This window comes from Betaproteobacteria bacterium (assembly GCA_016720925.1).
Classification (GTDB): Bacteria; Pseudomonadota; Gammaproteobacteria; order Burkholderiales; family Usitatibacteraceae; genus UKL13-2.
On sequence record JADKJR010000001.1, the window covers coordinates 441,709 to 462,892 of the forward strand.

Here is a 21,184-nt window from a genome sequence, read left to right on the forward strand (position 1 = left end):
CTAAAGCACTCTTTTTCTGATGAACGTTACGAGGATTTCGGCTGTGATCACCACGGCGAAAATGGTTAACAGTACCACCGCCACCTGATCCCAGCGAAACAGGTTCATGGCAGTATCCATCGCCATGCCAATGCCGCCGGCGCCAACCAGTCCGAGCACGGCGGATTCGCGCACGTTGATGTCCCAGCGAAACAGCGCGATCGACCAGAACGCCGGCTTCACCTGCGGCCAGTAGCCTTTGAGGAACACGCTGCCGCGCGATGCGCCGACCGCAGTCAATGCTTCGATCGGTCCGGGCGCGGCTTCTTCCAGCGCCTCGCCGAACAGTTTGCCGACAAAGCCGATGGAGCGAAACGCAATCGCCAGGGTTCCCGCCAGCGCACCGGGCCCGAAAACGGCAATAAACAGCAGCGCCCAGACCAGCGAGTTGACCGAGCGCGACGACACCAGTACCAGCTTGGCGAAATAGTTGATCGCCGTGACCGGCACCAGATTGTTTGCCGCCATCATTCCGACCGGAAACGCTAGCAGGATGGCGAGCAGGGTGCCGAGGGTGGCGATGTTCAAGGTCTCGATCAGCGCTTCGTGCACGGATTTGGCGTAGAACCCCTTGTCGATCGGCCACATGCGCGCGAAGAAGTCCTGAATCTGCGCGGGAGCGTCGTAGAGGAATTCCGGTATGAATTCGATATGCCGCAGCGACATCACCAGCGCGGCCACGGCGATGAAATAGAACGCGAAGCGGATGATGCGCTGCTCGGGCGAAAAGCGATGCCATTCGCGGTTGATTGGTTGCAATGCCGGGGCAGAAGAATTCATTTGCGCATTCAATTTCATTCTTCCGCGCCACGCTGGACAATTACGGGGCTCGATGCGCTCTTTCCAACCCAGGCGGACACAGTTCTATTGTCAAGGAAAACCGCGCGCAGGATATTGGAGAGAATCTCGCCAATAAAAATCAGCGTGATGATGCTGATCAGGATCGCCAGGACAAAATCGTAATCGAAGCGCTGGAACGCGGCGAACAGCGTGCCGCCCACGCCGCCGGCGCCGACGATACCGACCATCGTGGAGTTGCGAAGATTGGAATCGAGCTGATAGGTGCAAAAGCCCAGAAAGCGTCCGAACACCTGCGGCAGCACGCCATAGGTAAGCACATTGACAAACGATGCACCCGACGCGCGCACCGCCTCGACCTGCTTCAAGGAGATTTCCTCGATCGCCTCAGCGAACAATTTCGAGATAAAACCGATCGAGCCGACGACCAATGCACCAATACCCGCGATGGCACCGAATCCCACCGCCTTTACGAAGATGATCGCAACGATCACCGGATGAAACGAGCGGCAAAGCGCGATCAGCATGCGCGCCGGCCATGAAATCCACGTCGGGGAAAGATTGCGCGCGGACATGAGGCCGATCGGCAGCGAAATCACGATTCCGATGGCGGTGGCGATGACGGCAATCTCCAGGCTTTCGGTGAGGCCCTTGACGATCATCTCCCATTTGTCGCCACCGAAATTGGGTGGGAACATGCGCGACAGAAAGCGGTCGAGGTTGCCAAGGCCGGAGACAAAGCGTGTCCACGTGAAATCGAGCTGTGCCGCGGCCCAGACGACGTAGCCGAGCAGCGCCAGCCAGCCGATGCGTGTGGGCCAATGGGTGGGAAAGGGGTTGCGGGGAGCTGCAAGACTATTTGCGTTCATCGCCGACGTAAATCTCCGAGTGTCATCCTGAGCGAAGCGAAGGATCCAGGTGCGCACCCTTGCGTCGCGCCTGTTGATTCGTCGAGATTCTTCACTGCACTTCGCGCCTTTCGGAATGACAGAAAGAGGTCATTCAATCCAGTTCTCCCCGCCGTAAATCTCTTTCAGGTGCGCGTCGTTCAACTGCGACGGATCGCCGTCAAACACCACCTTGCCACCCGTCATGCCGATCATGCGCCCGCAAAATCGCTTGGCGAGATTGACATTGTGGATGTTCACCACCACCGGGATATTGCGTTTGCCGGCCAAGATCGGCCATCAGTTCCATGATCTCGACGGAGGTCTTCGGGTCGAGCGAGGAGGTCGGTTCGTCGGCCAGTAAAATTTCCGGCTGCTGCATCACCGCGCGCGCGATGCCGACGCGCTGGCGCTGGCCGCCGGAAAGACTGTCGGCGCGCTGGTTGGCGAAACTCGCCAGCCCGACCGTATCGAGCAAGTTGTACGCCTCATCGATATCGGCCTGTGGAAACTTGCGTAGCCAGGCATTGAACGCCGACATGTAGCCTAGGCGTCCGGTGAGCAGATTTTCCATCACCGTCAGGCGCTCGACGAGGTTGTATTCCTGAAAAACCATGCCGATACGCCTGCGCGCGGCACGCAGTTCCGCGCCCTTGAGTTGCGCGAGATCCTGCCCTTGAAACATGATCGTGCCCGCGGTCGGCTCGACCAGGCGATTGATACAGCGGATCAGCGTGGATTTCCCGGTGCCTGATGGGCCGATGATGGCGGTGATGCCTTCGCCGGCGATATCGAGATCAATGCCTCTGAGCACTGGCACGCCGCGTTTGTATTCCTTGACCAGGCCGCGAATCTGGAGAGAGCGATCAATCATGGTTTGCCCGTGAGCTTGTTGTCAGTTTTGCGTTCAGCGCCGGCACGATCGACCGCCTCGCCACTCTTGAGGACGACCTCGCGCACGCCTTCGAAATCGCGCTTGTAATCGAGAGGCACGTATCGATCCGAGCCTTGAAAGGCCTCGACCAGTTCGGGTGAAAAGCGGTAGGAAAGCGTGCAATCGCGAATGGTTTTGGCCAAGGCAGGTTCGAGATCATGCGCCAACACCATGCTGCCAGAAGGGAACGGCTTGCTTTTGTAAATGATGCGATATTCATTCGGTTTGACGAGGCCGCGTGTGAGCATGCGATCGAGCACGTCGTCCGCCACGGCGGCGGCATCGTAATCGCCGCGCAGGACGCCGGTAATCGAGTTGTCATGTTTGCCGGAGTAGATCACCTTGTAATCCTTGTCCGGCGTCAGGCCCTCGGCGGTGAACAGCGCGCGCGGCGCCATGTTGCCGGAGAGGGAAGAAGGGGCAGTATGCGCGACGCGCTTGCCGGCGAGGTCGGCCAGCTTTCGATAGGAACTGTCGTTTTTTACCAGCACCACAACATGATAGCGCAGCAGGCTGTCGACGTTTCCGGTGCGGCTGCCGATGCCAGCATAGGGCACCGCGCCCGCGACATTGACGGCGAAAGGCGTGTCACCGGTTGCCAGCATGCTGAACTGGATGCGCCCGGAGCGAAAGGCCTCCACGACCGCCGCGCTCGACTGGACCTGAAACAGTCGAGCTTTGCGGCCGCTGCATTGCGCCATGTGATCAACATACGGCGCCCAGAGTTTTTCGTAGGTGGCGGTGTCTTCCTGTGGCGAATAGCTCAGCAGCAGCGACGCCGGATTGCGCAGCTTCGAAGGATCCTTGGGTGCATCAGCCGTCAGGTCGAGGTCTTCGTCGCAGTAGTGCGGATCAAGATTGCCGCGGTGTTTGCAGACATCCTGCGACCACGCGGGGACGCAGGCGAGAGCCAGCAATGCGGCAATCAGGACGTTGTTCAAGCAGCGGCTTTAACGTGAGGCGATCGCACGCCGTCAGGGTTTCTTCGGCGCTTCCGCCTTCTTCTTCGCCGCTTCCGCTTCCTTTGCCGTTTGCTTGTCGTAGTTGGCGCGGTTGAACGCTTCGCCCGATCCTTCTGCGACTTTGCGCACGACTTCCCAGTCTTTCTGGAACGTTGCGGGGAAGAACCGGTCCGCGCCATCGAACGCTTTTTGCATCTCCGGCGTAAACCGATAGTCGGTAAAGCACTTCACCAGTTTTTCCGCAAACGCCGGTTCGAGATCATGCGCGTACGCAAAACTAGAGGTCGGAAATTTCTGGCTCTTGTAGATGATGCGGAAATCATCTTCCTTGATCTGGCCGCGCGTCGCCATGCGATGGTAAACATCGGACGCCACGGCCGCGGCATCGTAGTCGCCCGAGTTCACGCCCATCACGCTCTGGTCATGCTTGCCGGAAAACAGAATCTTGTAATCCTTTTCGGGCGTGAGTCCTTCGCCCGGGAACAATGCCATCGGCGCCATATGCCCGGAATTGGACGAGGGCGCGGTGTGCGCGACTTTCTTTCCCTTCAGATCGGAAAGCTTCATGAATGGCGAAGTCTTTTTGACCACCACGATCAGGTGGTAGCCCTGATACTCCTTGGCGTCACCCTTGACCGCAAACGGGACGGCGCCGGCGAGGTTGACCGCGAACGCCGTCGGCCCGGTGGAAAATCCACCCACGTGCAAACGCCCCGAGCGCATCGCCTCGATTTCGGCCGCATTCGATTGGACCTGGTAGAACACCACTTTCTTGGACAGACATTTGCCGAGGGCCTCGGTGAAGGGCGAGAAAACTTTTTCGTACACGGCGGGTCTTCGACCGGCGTATAGGTGAAGACGACGGTATTCGGAATCTTCAGTTTCTTCGGGTCCTTTGGCGTATCGGCGACCAGGTCTTTGTTGTCATCGCAATACATGGCGTCGAGGTCGCCACGGTTCTTGCATTCCTGCGCGAGCGCGGTGCCGGCGGCCAGCGTGACAAATAATGCGGCGAGCAGCGGATTGACGGTATTGGTAAAGCGACGCAATGACTTCATGATGCTCCTCACATTTCGGTTCGTATCGGGCTCTCGTATCGGGCTTTCATATCGAGCTCATTTCGCCGGGCAATTTTAGCAGTCCGTTGCCGTTGCTGCGAAGTCGCCGCGCGGGCGTGGGGTATTCCTGCGAAAATTGCGCTATTGCGCGGGGAAAGTGAGCTCTGCGAGAACCGTTGACCCAGTCTCTTGATCTGATTGAACACCATGAACCTGAATCGCATTTCCGTCGCGCTGACGATTGCACTTTCGTTTAGTCTTGGTTCTTCGCTGGCAGCAACCGGCGCGAACCCACCGCCACCGTCGCCGTTGCTGCCCCCGGTCGCGGCAAGCGGCAGCCAGACATACGATCCCACGCAACCCGCGCCGAAGCCCGACACACGGAAACGCGATGCGCCGATGTCCGATACACCGCGGCCCGATTCACCACGGCCCGATGCACCGAAAAACGACGAGCTGAAGCCGGACCCGCCAAAGGCCATTCTGCCGAACGCCCCGATGCCTGCGGCCGGAGATCAGGCAATCACACTGCCCGCGGCATCCGCCTCGCCCCTGATGCGCATCGGGCCCGCTCCAGTACCGTCGGCCACGAAGTCATTCCTGTGGGAAGTGAAGTCGCCGTCCAACGTGATTTGGCTGTTTGGCACCATGCACGTCGGCAAACGCGCGTTTTATCCATTGCCGGAAGCGGTGGAAACTGCGTTTGACTCTTCTGCAAAGCTGGTGGTCGAGGCGGACGTCAGCAGTCAGGCGGCGGACGACCTGGATGCGCTGATCAGTTACCTGCCTCCTGACGCGCTCGACAAAAACATCCCCAAGCCGATTTACGACCGGCTCAGAACGCAACTGGTGCGTCTGCGCATCCCCGAAGAAGCGGCGAAGCCGATGAAGCCATTCGCGATCGGTGGGCTCTTGTCCGCGGCGGAATTTTCCCGGCTTGGCTATGACATGAACCTGGGCGTCGATGCCTACCTTCTTGCTCGCGCCAAGGAGGCCCGCAAGCCGGTGGAGGAGCTGGAGTCGGTTCGCGCGCAACTGGAAATGCTTGCCAACATGCCGGGCGAATTGCAGGAGGCGTTTCTCGACAATGCCATCGCCACGCTCGAGCTGGGACGTTCTGGCGATCAGGTGATCGGCATGGTGAATGCCTGGCAGAGCGGCGATGCCAGGCTGATGGCGGAGGTGACCGCGGACGTCAATCGCGGCATGCGCCTTTCCGCTCAACTCGACGAGATCATGTTGCATGGGCGGCATGACGCCATGTTGAAAAAAATCGAAAAATACCTGGCCGGAAAAGATCCGTATTTTGTCGCCGTGGGCTCGCTGCATTTGGTGGGGCCGCGCGGTCTGATCCAGATGCTCAAGTCCAAAGGCTATGAGGTCACGCAAAAATGAAGAACTCAAATTCCGGCGCGCACGCTTCCCCCGTAGACGCTTTCCCCACGCACGTATCCCGCACCGGCGGTCAGATTCTGGTCGATCAACTGAAAATTCACGGCGCCGATCTCGCGTTCTGCGTGCCTGGCGAAAGCTACCTGCCGGTGCTCGATGCGCTGTACGCGAGCCGCGACGCGATCGAACTTATTACCTGCCGCCACGAAAGTGGCGCCGCGAACATGGCCGAAGCGTACGGCAAACTCACCGGGAAGCCCGGCATCTGCTTTGTGACGCGCGGGCCGGGCGCGACCAACGCGTCCATCGGCGTGCACACGGCGTTCCAGGATTCAACACCGATGATTCTCTTCATCGGTCAGGTCGGCAGCGATTTTGTCGAGCGCGAAGCCTTTCAGGAAATCGACTATCGCCGCATGTTTGGTGAGATGGCGAAATGGGTCGCGCAGATCGATCGCGCCGATCGCATCCCGGAATTCATCGCACACGCCTATCAGGTTGCGACCAGTGGGCGCATGGGGCCGGTGGTGCTGGCGTTGCCGGAGGACATGCTCTCCTCGCAGGCGGAGGTGGCCGATGCGCGCGCCTGGCAACGCGTGACGACATCGCCGGGCGAACACGCGTTGATGCGGTTATCCGGCCTGCTGCAGAGTGCCGAGCGCCCGTTCGTCATCGTCGGCGGCTCCGGCTGGGGCACGGAATCCTGCGCGGATCTAAAGCATTTCATCGATACGCAACAGCTGCCCATCGGCTGCGCGTTCCGGTTCCAGGATTTGTTTGATAACGCGCACCAGAATTACGCCGGCGATATCGGCATCGGCATTAACCCCAAACTGGCGGCTCGCATCAAAGCCGCCGACCTCGTGATCGCCATCGGCCCGCGGCTCGGCGAGATGACTACCAGTGGCTATGGCCTCATCAACGCACCGCTGCCGCTGCAAAAACTGGTGCACATTCACGCCGGCGCGGAAGAACTCGGCCGCGTCTATCAGGCCGACCTCATGATCAATGCCACGATGCCCGCGATGGCGCGTGCACTCGCCGCCATGCCACGCGTAACGCGCGCGGGCGTGGAAGCGGGTGTGGACGCATGGACGCGCGACGCCAACGCCGACTATCAGGCATGGCAGGCGCGAAAGGAAATCCCCGGCAAGGTGCAGATGTGGGAGGTCATGCAGCACCTTGAGGGCGTGCTGCCCGCCGACGCGATTCTCTGCAACGGCGCCGGCAACTACGCCACCTGGGTACATCGCTTCCATCGCTATCGCGGCTTCCGCACGCAGCTGGCGCCGACGTCGGGCGCGATGGGCTACGGTGTGCCCGCCGCGATCGGCGCCAAGGCTCTGTATCGTGACCGCACCGTCATCGCCTTCGCCGGCGACGGCTGCTTCCTCATGACCGGGCAGGAACTCGCCACCGCCGTGCAGTACCAGCTCAATGTGATTTTCATCGTCGTCAACAACGGCATGTATGGCACCATCCGCATGCATCAGGAACGCGAGTATCCCGGCAACGTGCACGCCACCGCGCTGACCAACCCGGATTTCGCCGCGTATGCGCGCGCGTTCGGTGCGCACGGTGAAGTGGTGGAGAACACCGCGGAATTCGCTCCAGCGTTTGCGCGCGCGATGAAGGCGGGCAAGCCGGCGTTGATCGAGATTAGGATTGATCCTGAAGCGATTTCGCCGAATACGACGTTGGCGGCGATACGGGCGGCGGCGAATGGGTAAGAATGCTAAACGCTAGCACTGGTGCGGCGTTTGGAGGAATAATGGCTGGAGAGGCGCAACAGTGCTAGGGTTTGTTTGGTTTGAGACTTTTCACCAGCATTTTCTTGCTCAGAGCCTTGCTGCTGTGTTTCGCGAATCTGTTGAAGGTGATGTTATGCCGCAGCGTTGCTGACAACGTATTGTTCATAGTGATTATCTTCGCTTCTATTCGCCGCATGTGACAGCACTCGATGCCATGGCACCTATTGAATTGATATTCATCGTCATTCTGTTTTTTGGTTTTGCGATCGCAGTCATCGCCTCTCGTCGTGTCATTCAGGGGCGAGACAGCGTTGGCCGCTCTCTTGCACAATTGGCATTCGTCTGGCTGCTTCCTTTTATTGGTCCGCTCGTCACAATGCATCTCCTTCGCACAGGGTCTGAGCGGGGATCAGGCGGGTACGCTCCCGACCATTCGCCGCTTGAAGATGGTGCACATATCAATCAGCGAGACGCATCATTCGCTACTGCTCGCAATGAGGTGTGGGGCATGGTGAAAGCGTTGAGGGAGGCCACGAGTGAGACACGCGCGCCTGATCAATCGGTTTCGCTCGTATGGTTTGCGTGACGCCGCGATACCACGGTGCGCCATATCTAGGCGCTAAGGCGGCACGCAACGGCACGTTCTTAAACCGAAGGGATCCCATGAAGACACACGTCATCACCGCCGGCGCGGTATTGGGCCTGCTCGTCGGCGTTCACATATGGCGCTTCATTGAGGAAGGATCGGGCTTGTTGAAGAATCCCTGGTATGTGGGCAGCGCCGTTTTTGCGGCGGCGTTCTGCCTCTGGGCGTGGCGCTTGGTCAGGCTCATGCCGCGCGCATGAATGCGCCTGTGCCGAATGCCGGTGCCGCTAGATCACCAGTGGTGGACTAATTCATGTTTTCCTGATTTAGCGCAAGCGAATGATCAACTTGACGTAAGTCCCCACAGGCCTGGGGCGTATCATTATTGACATGGCTACCTCACCGAAACGCCAATCTCCCGCGCCGCGTAAAACGCCGGAAAAAGCGGGCTCAAAATTGCCCCGACCGGTCTCAAAACCGTTCATTCGCTTCTATCATTCCGAGGAACTTCGCAAGAAAACACTTTCGACCGTCACGGCCCTGGAGCAGGCGACGGATCCGACGACACACCGCGCCGCCCTTGCCGATATTGCCGTGGAGTTGACGAACACGGGCATGGATTATTTCTTCATGGAGCCGCTCAAGGCCGCGAAGGCGGGGTTCATCGTCCAGCAATCGGCGAACATTGGCCTGGCCGGCGCCAAGCAAGTGATGGGGACCGTCATCCGCAACATCATCGGTCGCATGGATGCGCCGCAGCTGCTGTCCGTGTGCGGCTCGATCCGTCAACTGATGCGGTAAGCCTTTGAAACACTTCCGTGTCAGCCAAGTCTGGGGACAACATGACCGACACCAAACAGAGTGAAATTGCGCGAATATTCGAGCGCGCGCCGTTTATCGCGGACCTTGGGATTCGCCTGGATTCAATTGTGCCGGGAGAATGCCGCACGTCGCTTGTGTTGGCCGAGCGTCACCTTCAGCAAGACGGATTCGTGCATGCCGGCGTTCAGGCAACCATGGCCGATCACACGGCCGGCGCGGCGGCCGCAACACTCGTCGCGAGCGGCCAGTACGTGCTTTCGGCCGAATTCAGGATCAGCCTGCTGCGCGCCGCGAAGGGTAGTCACCTCACCTGTGTCGCCAAGGTGTTGAAAGCGGGAAGTTCGCTGACGGTTGTCGAGTCCGAAGTTTTCTGTGGCACACCGGACGCGACGCGCCTGGTATCGAAGGCGACGGTGACGCTGGCCGTGGTGGGGCCGCGAAATGAAAAGTGAGCACGCCGACAAACTTCTCGCACCTGCGAGCAGGTGCGGCCTGGAATTTCAATCTTGAATGCGAGTAACCATGTCTGAGATTTTCGATCTTGATGCCTATTCCCCCAAGCAAATCGCCGCGCGGGTAGAGACCATCGGCGTCGCCAAGGCGCGCCTGCCGCTGCTGTCGATGCTGATGCTGAGCATGCTGGCCGGGGCGTTTATCGGTTTGGGTGGGTTGTACTTTGTGCTGGTCAAGTCCGACCCTTCGCTCGGTTTTGCGGCGCGGCAGGTACTCGGCGGCGTGGTATTTTCGTTGGGCCTGATTCTGGTGGTTGTCGCCGGCGCGGAGTTGTTCACCGGAAATAATCTGCTGGCGATGGCATGGGCAGAGCGGCGGATTTCCACGCGGGAGGTGCTGCGCAACTGGGTCATCGTCTGCGTCGGCAATTTCATCGGCGCGGCGGGATTGGCGCTGCTGGTTTATCTGTCCCGGCATCCGGAAATGAACAACGGCGCGATTGCGAAGGAATATGTCGCCATCGCCGCCGCCAAGGTCAGCATGCCGTTCTGGACGGCGCTTTTCAAAGCGATCCTCTGCAACGTGCTGGTCTGCATGGCGGTGTGGATGTCGCTCGCGGGACGCAGCGTAATCGACAAGGTGGCCGCCATCATCTTCCCCATCTCGGCGTTCGTCGCGGCCGGCTTCGAGCATAGCGTCGCGAACATGTTCTTCATCCCGCTGGCAATGCTGCTGCAGACCTTTGACGGCGTGGGAGCGGGCGCGATTGCAATTACGTGGACCGGTTTCTTCGGCAATCTGGTGCCGGTAATACTGGGCAATATCCTTGGCGGCAGTGTGCTGGTGGGACTGGTGTATCACATCATTTACCTTCGGGTGCCGGAAAAGAAGTGACGTAACCGCGGTTGCGGAAAACCAGCGACGACTTTGTCGGGCCGCGGTGAAGTCAATAGGACAACCGCTGAAAAATCCTTGCGCGTAAGTACGGGAGCGTACAGACCCCGCGTCTCGCGCCGGCTATTCTGGCTGTAAATGCAGAGGTGAAATTGTTACACGCCAATGCGCCGCATGCCAATGCAATAGCCACGCCGCCATCGGCCCACATTTTTTTTCAACCGCAAGGACCCATTACCATGTCCAAAAGAGACGCGTACATCGCCAAGATGAAACTTCAACTCGACGAGCTGAATGACAACATGACCAAGGTGGAAGCAAAAGCCAAGGAAGCAAAGGCAGAAGCGCTGGATAAATACAAGGAAGAAATGAGCAAGCTGCGCAAGCAATCGAAACTCGCCGTCGCCAAAATGGAGGAGCTTAAAGCAACCTCCGAAGATACCTGGGAAACAATGGTCGCCGAAATGGAAAAAGTGCGTGATGCCTTTACGCATTCGTTTCATTACTTCAAGTCGCAGCTGTAATCGGGGCGAACTTGCCTGTGCCTTCACTTGTACAGGCAGGGACGTCAGGCCGGTTGAGAACGGCCTGACGTCGTGGTACTCGCCTTATGCTGTATCAAACCCGCATTCGATAAAGAGTGCTACGCTGATATTTGGCTAACATTTCTCGCGGAATGCCACTTTCCGTGACGGTACATAAATTGACTAAACCCTTCTCCATGATTCGCGAGTTTCATCTCGCCGACTGGTTCACCCTCGGCAACGCCATCTGCGGAACGGGTGCGCTGTTTTCCATGATGACGTACCTGCAGACGACCGAGATCAAGCATGTCTACTATGCATGCGGACTGGTGTTTGTCGCGGGCATCTTCGATGTCCTGGACGGTCGCATTGCCCGCTGGCGCCAGAAGACCTCGGCGATCGGCCGGGAGCTCGATTCCCTCGCGGATATTATCTCGTTCGGAGTTGCCCCGGCGATCATCGCGTATGGCTGCGGCATGCAGGGTTTTTATGACCGCATTGTCCTGGCTTACTTTGTGGCGTGCGGAGTTTCGCGGCTCGCTCGTTACAACGTCACGGCCGAAGCGTTGTCGGAAGGGGGCGACAAGGTGAAGTATTTCGAGGGCACGCCGATACCGTCATCCGTCCTGCTCGTTTTCCTGCTGATGCTGGCGGCATGGCTGGGTGCGTTGCGGGAAAATCTCTGGTTCGGCGCCGTCAGCCTTGCCGGATTCCAGCTTCACCCGCTCGTGCTGTTGTTCGCCGTCTCGGGGTCGTTGATGATCAGCCGGTTTCACATCCCGAAATGGTGAGGCGGGGAGCGCAGGAGTAGCGGGAGCAGTGAGCTTGATTTTCCCCTTGGGCACCTGCGCGGGAATGACGAAAATTACCGCCTTTGAGTGAGGCAATCAACACTAAACACAAGCACTGGTGCGGCTTTCCAGGCGAAAAGTTCTGAAACGCCGCGCCAGTGCTTGTGTTTTCGTTCTACCCCGTCCCGGCAGGCAAAAAATGGGCCGCATCATATGCGGCCCAAATATCTTTCTCACTCACTCACTCACTACAAAGGCGATCACTTCAATCTTATTGAGTCGCTGAATTCCATAAAGTTCCGAAAAATCTTCGGTTGATTGCATGTCCTTTGCATTCAGATGCTTAGCGTTGGCCCCCTACTTGGCGCCCGCGGCCAGTTCGGTGGCCTTTGCGTAGTTGGCCTTCACTTTCTGCGCCCATTCCTCTTCGACTTTGGTTTTCTGCGACGTAGCGGCGGCATCCTTTTTGTCGGCTTTGAACAAGGCCAGCAGGACTTTGTCTTTCGCCTGGGCCTCCGTGACCGGCGGCGTGAACACCAGTTTCCGGGCCTCCTCGAGTTGTGCGTTGGGCTTGCCGCCAAGGCGCTTGTCCGCGTCGTGAATGGCCTTGGTGGCCGCTGCAAGCTCCTTGTGGCGGAAAGTCACGATCTGGTCGAACATCGATGACACCACGTAGTATCGCGTCTCCGACAAATCCGAGTCGAAATTCACCTTCGCCTTAATGGTGCCGGTGAACGGGTTCGGGTAACCGGCCGGCGCCTTGGCGTACATCGACGGCAGCACCGGCAGGCGACTGATCTTCTTGTCGAGCAATAATGCCTGACCTTCTTCGGAAAGCGTGAACTGCACAAAGCGCTTGCCGGCTTCGGCATTTTTTGCGCCCGCGACCAGCGCGATGTTGGCGGGAACAATTGCGGTCACGCTGGGGTAGACAAATTCAACCGGAAAGCCGGAATTTTTCGGCGCCAGCCCGAAGAAATCCACCACCAGACCGACACCGTACTGGCCGTTGGAGACGCCATCCGGCACGCCGAAGCTGCGTTCCGTGATCGCCGCGCAATTGCCCGCAATGCGCAGCATCTGGTTCCAGCCCTTGTCCCACCCTTCGCCTTGCAGGATGGTTTCCAGCGTCAGGTGAGTGGTGCCGGAACGCGACGGCGACGAGATCGCGACATGACCGAAATACACCGGCGCCATCAGGTCAGCCCATTCTTTCGGGTCGGGCAATTTGTTGGCCTTGGTGTAGCGCGTATTCCACATGATGCCGTAGCCCGCCAGCGCCTGACCTTTGTACAATCCGTCCGGATCGTTGATCGGATAGCTGCCGACCTTGGCGGGAATATTCGGGTTGCCGCTATCGACTTTTTGCAGAAGCTTCTGCGTGGACAGTACTTCAAACGCGTCCGGGGCAGATGCCCAGAACACTTCGGGGCGGTTGCCGACCGGCTGCTCGCGTACGTACGCCATGCCCGCCGCCGTGTTCTTGTTGAGGATTTCGACCTTGTCGCTCGGGTACTTGGCCTCATAGGCTTTTTTGTAGGCCTCGGTCAGCTCCTTCGGGAATGAGGTGATGACGGTGACGGTGTCGGCCAGCACTTGGCCAGCGAAGCAAGTCATCAACATCATCGCTGCGGCGCGGACGCCAAATACCTTGAATTTCATTGCGTTCTCCTCGTTGATTTCGAATTCGATTGAATTCTAGCACTTGAAAAAATAGCCTATGACCCGCATTTGCGAAGCAAAGTTGGTAAACCTTTGAAATAAAACGGAGTTAACAATGTCGACCGTAGCCGAACAACCCCAAACCCTCGCCTTCCAGACCGAAGTCAAGCAGCTCCTGCAGTTGATGATCCACTCGCTCTATTCGAACCGCGAAATCTTCCTGCGCGAATTGATTTCGAATGCGTCGGATGCCATCGACAAGCTTCGTTTCGAATCACTCGCCAATTCCGCATTGAATGAAAACGACACCGATTTCAAGATCCGCCTGTCGATCGACAAGGAAAAAGGCACCATCACGATTGCCGACAACGGCGTCGGCATGACTTTTGACGATGTCATCACCAACATCGGTACCATTGCCAAATCCGGCACCAAGGAGTTCTTTGCCAAGCTCACCGGCGACCAGCAAAAGGACGCGAACCTGATCGGCCAGTTCGGTGTGGGTTTCTATTCGGCGTTCATTGTCTCGGACCGCGTTGAGCTGCGCACTCGTGCGGCCGGACACCCGGCGACCGAGGGCGTGTTGTGGTCCAGCACCGGCGACGGCGAGTTCACGCTGTCCAAGTCCGAGCGCGTGGCACGCGGGACCGAAGTCACGCTGCACTTGAAGGAAGACGCAAAGGAATTCCTCGACGACTACCGGCTGAAATCCATCATCCGCAAATACTCCGATCACATCCAGATGCCGATCGTGATGAAGAAGACCGAATGGGACAAGGACAAGCAGGCGCAGGTTGAAAAGGATGAAGACGAAACCGTCAACAAGGCCAGTGCGCTGTGGGCCAGAGCCAAAAGCGAGATTACCGAAACCGAGTACGAAGAATTCTACAAACACGTTTCACACGACTGGGAAAAGCCGCTGGCCTGGTCGCATGCCCGGGTTGAAGGCCGCCACGAATATACCGAGCTCCTGTATCTGCCTGGCAAGCCGCCGTTCGATATGTTCGAACGCGATACCAAGCACGGCGTGAAACTGTATGTACGGCGCGTGTTCATCATGGACGACGCCGAGCATCTGTTGCCGCGTTACCTCCGGTTCGTCAAGGGTGTGATCGATTCCAATAATCTGCCGCTGAACGTCTCGCGCGAAATTCTCCAAGAATCGAAAGACGTTGAAGCGATCAAGTCTGGCTGCGTGAAGAAAGTGCTGGGCCTGCTGGAAGACCTGGCCAACAGCGACGACGCCGGCCAGAAAGAAAAGTACACCACTTTCTGGGGCGCATTCGGGCGGGTGTTCAAGGAAGGCCTCGGCGAGGACTTCGCCAATCGCGAACGGCTGTTGAAGCTGATTCGCGTTGCCTCCACCCACAACAGCGACGACGCGCAATCGGTTTCACTGGCGGACTACGTGTCACGCATGAAGCATGGCCAGGACAAGATTTACTACGTCACCGCTGACAGTTTTGCCGCCGCCAAGAATAGCCCGCATCTGGAGGTGTTCAAGAAGAAGGGCATCGAAGTCCTGATCATGGCCGAGCCGGTGGATGAGTGGTGGCTCGGGCAGGTGGAAGAATTCGACGGCAAGAAACTGCAGTCGGTTGCCAAGGGCGATCTCGACCTGGGTGTGTTTGAAGACGAAGCAGAAAAGAAGGAACAGGAAAAAGTCGCCGACGAATTGAAGCCGCTGGTTGAGCGCATCAAGACGGCATTGGGCGACAAGGTGAAAGAAGTTCGCGTCACCCATCGCCTGGTCGATTCGCCTGCGTGCCTGGTGGTGGACGAGAATGAGTTGTCGGGCAATCTGGAACGCATGCTGAAAGCAGCGGGACAGAAAGTGCCGGGATCCAAACCGATATTGGAAATCAATCCCGCGCATGCCGTGATTGAAAAACTGAAGGCGTCCGGTGATGATGATTTCGCCGATTGGGCCAGCCTGCTGTTCGATCAATCGGTCCTCGCCGAGGGCGGGCAACTGGAAAATCCGGCGGACTTCGTGAAGCGCATGAATACGCTGATGCTGAAGCACTAAGCGGCTGAGGTAGCAGCAAATGAAGAAGGGCAAAACGTAAGTATTGCCCTTTTCTTCGCGCGCAATTTGTTGCGTTCTGTAGCGATTCGTAACATCGCCATTTTTGTCGCTGGGGCCGCTTGCAAACTGCTTTTTGCAGGCGTAACGTGTATTCGCCGCGCGGCAATTCGTTTGTGCAATTGCATACAACTGTTCATTACCTCGCCTCCGCGGATTGATTGAGGAGCGTGCCATGAAGAAAATCCTTGCTCTGTTGGCGGCCACCTTTGCGGTGGCATTGTTGGGTGGGTGCGCAAGCATGCCGAGCTTTGGCATTGCCGCGGACCGGATGGAAGTCGTCGATTACCAGAAGATGGATTTGATCGACAATTACGCGAAGCGCACCGGCATGATTGTGATCTGGATGCGCGAGCCGACCAGACTGGTCGATCGTCCCGCCGCCGGAAGTTGACGCGGCGTCCGCGCGTCTCCGGCGTTCGTGCCGGCGGGTGCGTGGCAAAATGGAGGAATGAATTCCCCCGTCCCTCCTGACATACAGACTGCGTTCAATCGAGAACGCGAGGAAATTCGTGCCAGGAAAATGGTCGACGCTGCGGCGGCGCGCACGCAAACCGTGCGTATGTATGGTCGTCTGGCCGAATTTCAGGAAAGCGTCATTGCGCGTGGCAAGGTAGAAGTGGCCTGTGAACGCGGCTGCAGTTATTGCTGCCACTTGCGCGTGGAAATCCGACCGCACGAAGCGTTCGTGCTAGCGCAACACATTGAGGCGAAATTCACACCCGAACAGCGCGCGCAGGCCTTGGCGCGCATCGAGGCGAACCTGCAGCGCATTGCACCGCTCACGCCGGAACAGCATATTCGCGCGGGAATTCCCTGCGCGCTGCTCGAGGACGGTGTCTGCTCGGTTTACGAAGGCCGCCCCGCGACTTGCCGCAAATACTATTCGGTGTCGGTGGAAACCTGTCGTAACGCGTTCAACGATACCGCCGCGCCACTGACCGGGGACATCGAAGATGAGCAGGTTCGGCTGGCCGGCAATGCGGTGGCACTGGGGTATGCGAAAGGCCTGGAAGACTCCGGACTCGATGCGACGCTGTACGAATTGCATTTCGCACTGCATCGCGCGTTGACCGGTCCGAAGGCGGAGAAACGCTATCGGGATGGCAAGCGGCCGTTTGTTTGAGCCGGTCGCGCGCTTTTCTTGTTACCGCGCCTGATGGGCCGTACGTGACTGCGCCAGCGCCCAGGTAACATGCTCGCGCACCAGGGTGGAGGGATGGTCAGCGCGAGATCGAAGGGCATCGTTGAGGCGGGCGTGTGTCTCGCCGTTGAGGTCCGGTTTCGACAACGCATTCCCCAGAGCGACCGCAATATTTCGTAGCCAGCGCTCGTGGCCGATGCGGCGAATCGCGGAACCGGCCATGCGTTCGTTGAACTCTGACTCGGTCCATGCGAACAGTTCGACCAGCGTGACATCGTCGAGTTGGTGGCGAATAGAGAAATCGTTTTCAGCTGACAGCTGCGCATATTTATTCCACGGGCAGACCAGCTGGCAGTCATCGCAGCCGTAAATGCGATTGCCCAGCAGCGGGCGCAATTTCTCTGGGATTGGGCCCTTGTGCTCGATGGTCAGATAGGAAATGCAGCGGCGCGCGTCCAGTTCATAGGGAGCGACAATGGCTTGCGTCGGGCAGATGTCGATGCATTTTCGGCAAGTGCCGCAATGTTCGGTGAGAGGCGCATCCACCGGCAACGGCAGATTGGTGTAAAGCTCGCCGAGAAAAAACATCGAGCCCGCATCGCGCGTCAGCAGCAGCGTATGTTTGCCACGCCAGCCCAGGCCGGCCTTGCGCGCCAGCGCGACTTCCATTACCGGCGCGGAATCGGTGAAAACGCGATATCTGAAATCGACCGCACTTTCTGCCAGCGTGGATTCGATCCGGTCCGCGAGTGTCTGCAACCTGGCCCTCAGCACCTTGTGATAATCGCGTCCGAGCGTGTAGCGGGAAATGAACGCCGCTTCGCCGTCTTCCAGAACTTGCGAGCTGTCTTTGGCCTCCGGTGCCAGATAATTCAACCGCACTGAGACGACTCGCAATGTACCCGGCACCAGTTCATCGGGTCGCGTTCGCGCCGTGCCGTGGCGCGCCATATAATCCATGTCGCCGTGGTAGCCGCGTTGCAGCCACTGCTGCAGATAGTTTTCCTCGACGGTAAGTTCGGTATCGGCGATGCCGATTTCCTGAAAGCCCAGTTCACGACCCCACGATTTGATATCGCAAGCGAGCGCGGAAAAGTCGGTTTCAACATTCATTCGCAAAGTTTAGCAGGCACATTCCTTTCAGCCCGATGAGTCCGATATCACATTTATCGCAATTGGAAATTGACCTTTCCGACGAAGCCGCGACGCTCGCGCTGGGTGCGGCGATTGCGCGTTTGCTGCAACCGGGAGTGTGTATTCACCTTTCCGGCGATCTCGGCGCCGGCAAGACCACGCTATCGCGAGGCATCCTGCGGGGGCTCGGGTTCGAAGGGCGGGTAAAAAGCCCTACATACACGCTGGTTGAACTTTATGTAGTTTCTAAGTTAAACTTGTATCACTTTGATTTTTATCGTTTCAGTGAGCCAGAAGAATGGAACGACGCCGGGTTTCGCGATCTCTTCAACGGGACGAACGTTTGTCTTGTGGAATGGCCGGAGAAGGCCGGAGAACTGCTGCCCCTTCCGGACCTGAAGATTCTGCTGGCGCCATCGCCGTCGACGGGACGAAGTGCGACGATCCAGGCGTACACACCGCGCGGCCAGTCCCTCGTTCAATTGCTCCTGCAAACGCTGCCATCGGCGGTATCGAGCAAGTAAGCATTTCGCACGCAAGTATCGAGCGCCAATCGGCACCGGACCTGTTTCGTCGCGGCCTGCTCACGCTACCGTTGCTGCTATCCCCGCTTCTGTCGCGCGAAGCCCTTGCGGCCGCACTTACCAAAGTCTCGTCCGCACGCGTCTGGCCGGCCAATGAATACACCCGCGTCACGTTTGAGTCACCCGTGGCACTCAAGTACCAGCATTTCTTCGTCAAGGACCCTGAGCGGCTGGTGATCGACATCGAGAACGTCGAAATTGGCCCCGCGCTCAAGGAGCTTGCGGCCAAGATCGGCGGCGGTGACCCATATGTGCAGGCGATTCGTGTCGCCGTTAATCGGGCGAATGTGATCCGCGTGGTGCTGGACTTGAAGACCGAAGTGAAACCACAAGTATTTGCCGTGCCGCCCGCCGGCGAATTCGGCCATCGATTGATGCTCGATATCTATCCCGCGCGGCCGCAGGACACAATGCTGGCGCTCCTTAATGAGGATGTGATGGGTTTCGGCAAGGGGACATATTCCCAACCGACGAATCCATCCGCAAACGATGCCGCACCCGATTCAGTTGCCTCTAGACCGCAGCAAGACGGTCGCGTTACGTCGCCGGAAAATAAAAACAGATCGGCGGACTCGATACCCGCGACGGAAGTGAGAACCACCGTCGCGGGCGAATCGAGATCGGGCACGAGTGCCCCGGACAAGGCTGCCGGGGGCAACCAGTCCGCTGCCGTCGTCACCCAACGCAAGACCGCCCGCGCCATTGTTGTCGTGCTGGACCCTGGCCATGGCGGCGAAGATCCTGGCGCCATCGGCCGTCGCGGTACGCGCGAAAAAGACGTGGTGTTGACCATTTCGCGCAAACTGAAAGATAAATTCGAGGACAGTACCAATTTTCGTATTGCACTGACGCGCGATGCGGACTACTTTGTACCCTTGCAGAATCGCGTGCAACGCGCGCGGAAGTTGCGTGCCGACCTGTTCGTGAGCGTGCATGCCGACGCGTTCGTGATGCCCGAGGCGAACGGCTCATCCGTGTTTGCGCTGTCCGAGCGCGGGGCAACATCGACCGCGGCCAAATGGCTCGCCAACCGCGAAAACGAAGCCGACCTGATCGGCGGCGTGAACCTCAGCACAAGGGAAGGGTTTCTCGCCCGCACGCTGCTCGATCTCTCGCAAACCGCGCAAATCAACGACAGCCTGAAACTTGGCAGGCTGGTATTGGCCGAACTGGGCGAAGTCAATCGCCTGCACAAGTCTGTCGTCGAGCAGGCTGGCTTTGCCGTGCTTAAAGCGCCCGACATCCCATCGATCCTGATCGAGACCGCCTTCATCTCCAATCCGGATGAAGAAAAGAAACTGCGCGACGCGGCTTACCAGAACAAGATGGCCGACGCCATCGCGGATGGCATCAAGCGTTATTTTGCGAAAAATCCCGCGCTCGCACGGGTGTAGCGCACCCGCGCGGATTTCCTGATTGGGTACTGCGTCTCCGCCGGCACCGTCGACGAAATGCAATCTGCTAGGGCAGAAACGTCACCTCCGTTGCGATCAGGTGCCCCGGACCGGCGACCGCCTTCACGCGCACCTGCCGGCCGTTCGCGAGTACTCCCGGCGTGGCGGTAAACGTCGCGGCCGAGGCGTCAATTGCCTCACCGCGTACCTTGAAACTCGCCGCGGAGACCAGGTCGCTCACGGCGCCCTGTACGGTGTAAACAACCTGATCACCCGCGCCGATCAGGCGAAACTCGCTGGCGACCAATACACCCGCAAGCTTGCGACCACGAACCTGCACGCGCGCGCCGGGAACCAGCATGCCGGCACCTGCGACCGTGGCATCGACATCCGTGTCGTTGACGCGGAATCGGCCCGCCGCGCTCACGCTTTGCACCAGTCCATCGAGCGCCAGCACGGTATCGTCGTTGCGCACGGGATTCAGTCCGCCGATTATCTGTGTGGCATTGAGCGTGTTGCTTGCGGCGTCAAAAGTGCCAATGACACGCACCCGCGCGTTCTCGCCGATCGATGGAATTGGTGGAGCGGGCGACGCGGCGATACCGGCGACGATCAGTACGGCGCCGTTGGTCGTCACGACAATCCCCGGCAGGTTAAATTGACTGCTGGTCAGCCCGGTTGCCCTGCCCAGTATTTCGACCGGAGCACCAGCGGCTACCTGCAGGGCAATGATCCGCGTGGCGCTGATAGCGTTTGAGGTTGGCTGGGGCAGGCCATACACCTCAACGCGCGTGCCAATGCCAATACGCTCCAGCGAAGAGAATCCCTCCAGTATCGTGTTCTGATCCACCTGCACGGATACCGACAATACTGTCAGCCGCCGCGCCGCCAGATCGATACCGGTGACCGGCGCGATTACCGCGCTTTGCGCGTTCAACGTGCGAGCGGTGCCCGTGGACGCGTTTGTCGCGATGGTGCCGCTGGCTTCCGTGATCATTCCCAGCCGGGTCTCGGCAATCGGCCGCGGCAATTGTGCATTGATCTGAAGCAGGGCGGACGAATCGTCCATCGAGGTACCGCCGATGCCGGTCGGTCCGAGCGAGGTGATCGGACCGCTTGCGGCAAACAGTTCTTCCGGCGGTGGCGCCACGCCGGTGCCATTGGAGCCGGTCTTGGTTTCGCCGCCGCCGCACTGTGTCAGCAACATTGTCAATATCACGGCCAGCAGGCACCGGCTGGATAGACCTGAAAGGAAAAGGTCGAGCGGAAAAGTCAATCGCATACGCATC

General features: G+C 58.7%; 20 protein-coding genes and 2 pseudogenes. 14 read left to right on the forward strand and 8 right to left on the reverse strand.

All coding sequences use genetic code 11. The features are described 5' to 3' along the window. From phnE (IPP88_02125) to phnD (IPP88_02145), 5 genes and pseudogenes are all read right to left on the reverse strand, one after another. Nucleotides 1–819, reverse strand: coding sequence for a phosphonate ABC transporter, permease protein PhnE (phnE, locus tag IPP88_02125; protein ID MBL0121559.1), 819 nt, complete (start codon nucleotides 817–819; stop codon nucleotides 1–3). A 14-nt stretch (nucleotides 820–833) separates the two neighbouring features. Beyond that, nucleotides 834–1,706: a phosphonate ABC transporter, permease protein PhnE gene (phnE, locus tag IPP88_02130; GenBank protein MBL0121560.1), complete on the reverse strand. Its 873-nt coding sequence runs from the start codon at nucleotides 1,704–1,706 to the stop codon at nucleotides 834–836. A gap of 129 nt (nucleotides 1,707–1,835) precedes the next feature. Continuing rightward, a pseudogene (gene phnC / locus IPP88_02135) lies at nucleotides 1,836–2,595 on the reverse strand (phosphonate ABC transporter ATP-binding protein). Next, entirely contained in the window at nucleotides 2,595–3,599 is a 1,005-nt protein-coding gene (phnD, locus tag IPP88_02140) for a phosphate/phosphite/phosphonate ABC transporter substrate-binding protein (protein MBL0121561.1), read from the reverse strand. The pseudogene phnC and the gene phnD (IPP88_02140) overlap by 1 nt, the downstream one beginning before the upstream one ends. A 33-nt stretch (nucleotides 3,600–3,632) precedes the next feature. Then, a pseudogene (gene phnD / locus IPP88_02145) lies at nucleotides 3,633–4,678 on the reverse strand (phosphate/phosphite/phosphonate ABC transporter substrate-binding protein). 207 nt (nucleotides 4,679–4,885) lie between these two features. Between phnD (IPP88_02145) and IPP88_02150 the strand changes: the two are divergent. The 9 genes from IPP88_02150 (at nucleotide 4,886) to pssA (ending at nucleotide 11,891) form a co-directional block, all read left to right on the forward strand. Further along, nucleotides 4,886–6,073, forward strand: coding sequence for a TraB/GumN family protein (locus tag IPP88_02150; GenBank protein ID MBL0121562.1), 1,188 nt, complete (start codon nucleotides 4,886–4,888; stop codon nucleotides 6,071–6,073). Continuing rightward, complete coding sequence (locus IPP88_02155; GenBank protein MBL0121563.1) at nucleotides 6,070–7,800, forward strand: thiamine pyrophosphate-binding protein; 1,731 nt, start codon at nucleotides 6,070–6,072, stop codon at nucleotides 7,798–7,800. The genes IPP88_02150 and IPP88_02155 overlap by 4 nt, the downstream gene beginning before the upstream one ends. A 217-nt stretch (nucleotides 7,801–8,017) precedes the next feature. Further along, complete coding sequence (locus IPP88_02160) at nucleotides 8,018–8,407, forward strand: hypothetical protein (protein ID MBL0121564.1); 390 nt, start codon at nucleotides 8,018–8,020, stop codon at nucleotides 8,405–8,407. A 77-nt stretch (nucleotides 8,408–8,484) separates the two neighbouring features. Further along, the gene (locus IPP88_02165) at nucleotides 8,485–8,667 is read left to right on the forward strand and encodes a hypothetical protein (GenBank protein ID MBL0121565.1); all 183 of its coding nucleotides are present in this window, start codon (nucleotides 8,485–8,487) and stop codon (nucleotides 8,665–8,667) included. Between the two features lie 130 nt (nucleotides 8,668–8,797). After that, entirely contained in the window at nucleotides 8,798–9,208 is a 411-nt protein-coding gene (locus tag IPP88_02170; protein ID MBL0121566.1) for a hypothetical protein, read from the forward strand. 41 nt (nucleotides 9,209–9,249) lie between these two features. Beyond that, nucleotides 9,250–9,681, forward strand: a complete 432-nt coding sequence (locus IPP88_02175; GenBank protein MBL0121567.1) for a PaaI family thioesterase — start codon at nucleotides 9,250–9,252, stop codon at nucleotides 9,679–9,681. 70 nt (nucleotides 9,682–9,751) lie between these two features. Then, complete coding sequence (locus IPP88_02180) at nucleotides 9,752–10,576, forward strand: formate/nitrite transporter family protein (GenBank protein ID MBL0121568.1); 825 nt, start codon at nucleotides 9,752–9,754, stop codon at nucleotides 10,574–10,576. 239 nt (nucleotides 10,577–10,815) lie between these two features. Further along, nucleotides 10,816–11,100: a hypothetical protein gene (locus IPP88_02185; protein ID MBL0121569.1), complete on the forward strand. Its 285-nt coding sequence runs from the start codon at nucleotides 10,816–10,818 to the stop codon at nucleotides 11,098–11,100. Nucleotides 11,101–11,297: 197 nt separating this feature from the next. Further along, nucleotides 11,298–11,891 (forward strand): CDP-diacylglycerol--serine O-phosphatidyltransferase, encoded by a 594-nt coding sequence (gene pssA, locus IPP88_02190; protein ID MBL0121570.1) that lies wholly within the window; start codon nucleotides 11,298–11,300, stop codon nucleotides 11,889–11,891. Nucleotides 11,892–12,248: 357 nt separating this feature from the next. On the opposite strand, the gene IPP88_02195 is transcribed toward pssA, so the two are convergent. Then, on the reverse strand, nucleotides 12,249–13,553 hold the full coding sequence (locus IPP88_02195) for an extracellular solute-binding protein (protein ID MBL0121571.1): 1,305 nt from the start codon (nucleotides 13,551–13,553) through the stop codon (nucleotides 12,249–12,251). A gap of 115 nt (nucleotides 13,554–13,668) precedes the next feature. Between IPP88_02195 and htpG the strand changes: the two genes are divergently transcribed. From htpG to IPP88_02210, 3 genes are all read left to right on the forward strand, one after another. Further along, nucleotides 13,669–15,582: a molecular chaperone HtpG gene (htpG, locus tag IPP88_02200; protein MBL0121572.1), complete on the forward strand. Its 1,914-nt coding sequence runs from the start codon at nucleotides 13,669–13,671 to the stop codon at nucleotides 15,580–15,582. 232 nt (nucleotides 15,583–15,814) lie between these two features. Further along, complete coding sequence (locus IPP88_02205) at nucleotides 15,815–16,033, forward strand: hypothetical protein (protein MBL0121573.1); 219 nt, start codon at nucleotides 15,815–15,817, stop codon at nucleotides 16,031–16,033. A 57-nt stretch (nucleotides 16,034–16,090) separates the two neighbouring features. Then, on the forward strand, nucleotides 16,091–16,765 hold the full coding sequence (locus IPP88_02210) for a YkgJ family cysteine cluster protein (GenBank protein MBL0121574.1): 675 nt from the start codon (nucleotides 16,091–16,093) through the stop codon (nucleotides 16,763–16,765). 21 nt (nucleotides 16,766–16,786) lie between these two features. On the opposite strand, the gene queG is transcribed toward IPP88_02210, so the two are convergent. After that, on the reverse strand, nucleotides 16,787–17,896 hold the full coding sequence (gene queG / locus IPP88_02215; GenBank protein ID MBL0121575.1) for a tRNA epoxyqueuosine(34) reductase QueG: 1,110 nt from the start codon (nucleotides 17,894–17,896) through the stop codon (nucleotides 16,787–16,789). A gap of 35 nt (nucleotides 17,897–17,931) precedes the next feature. Between queG and tsaE the strand changes: the two genes are divergently transcribed. Beyond that, nucleotides 17,932–18,441, forward strand: coding sequence for a tRNA (adenosine(37)-N6)-threonylcarbamoyltransferase complex ATPase subunit type 1 TsaE (gene tsaE, locus IPP88_02220; protein MBL0121576.1), 510 nt, complete (start codon nucleotides 17,932–17,934; stop codon nucleotides 18,439–18,441). Between the two features lie 71 nt (nucleotides 18,442–18,512). Continuing rightward, complete coding sequence (locus IPP88_02225; GenBank protein ID MBL0121577.1) at nucleotides 18,513–19,895, forward strand: N-acetylmuramoyl-L-alanine amidase; 1,383 nt, start codon at nucleotides 18,513–18,515, stop codon at nucleotides 19,893–19,895. Between the two features lie 67 nt (nucleotides 19,896–19,962). Here the strand turns inward: IPP88_02225 and IPP88_02230 are convergent, their stop codons facing one another. Then, a complete protein-coding gene (locus IPP88_02230; GenBank protein ID MBL0121578.1) occupies nucleotides 19,963–21,183 on the reverse strand; it encodes a hypothetical protein in 1,221 nt (406 codons plus the stop codon). Nucleotide 21,184 lies beyond the last annotated feature (1 nt).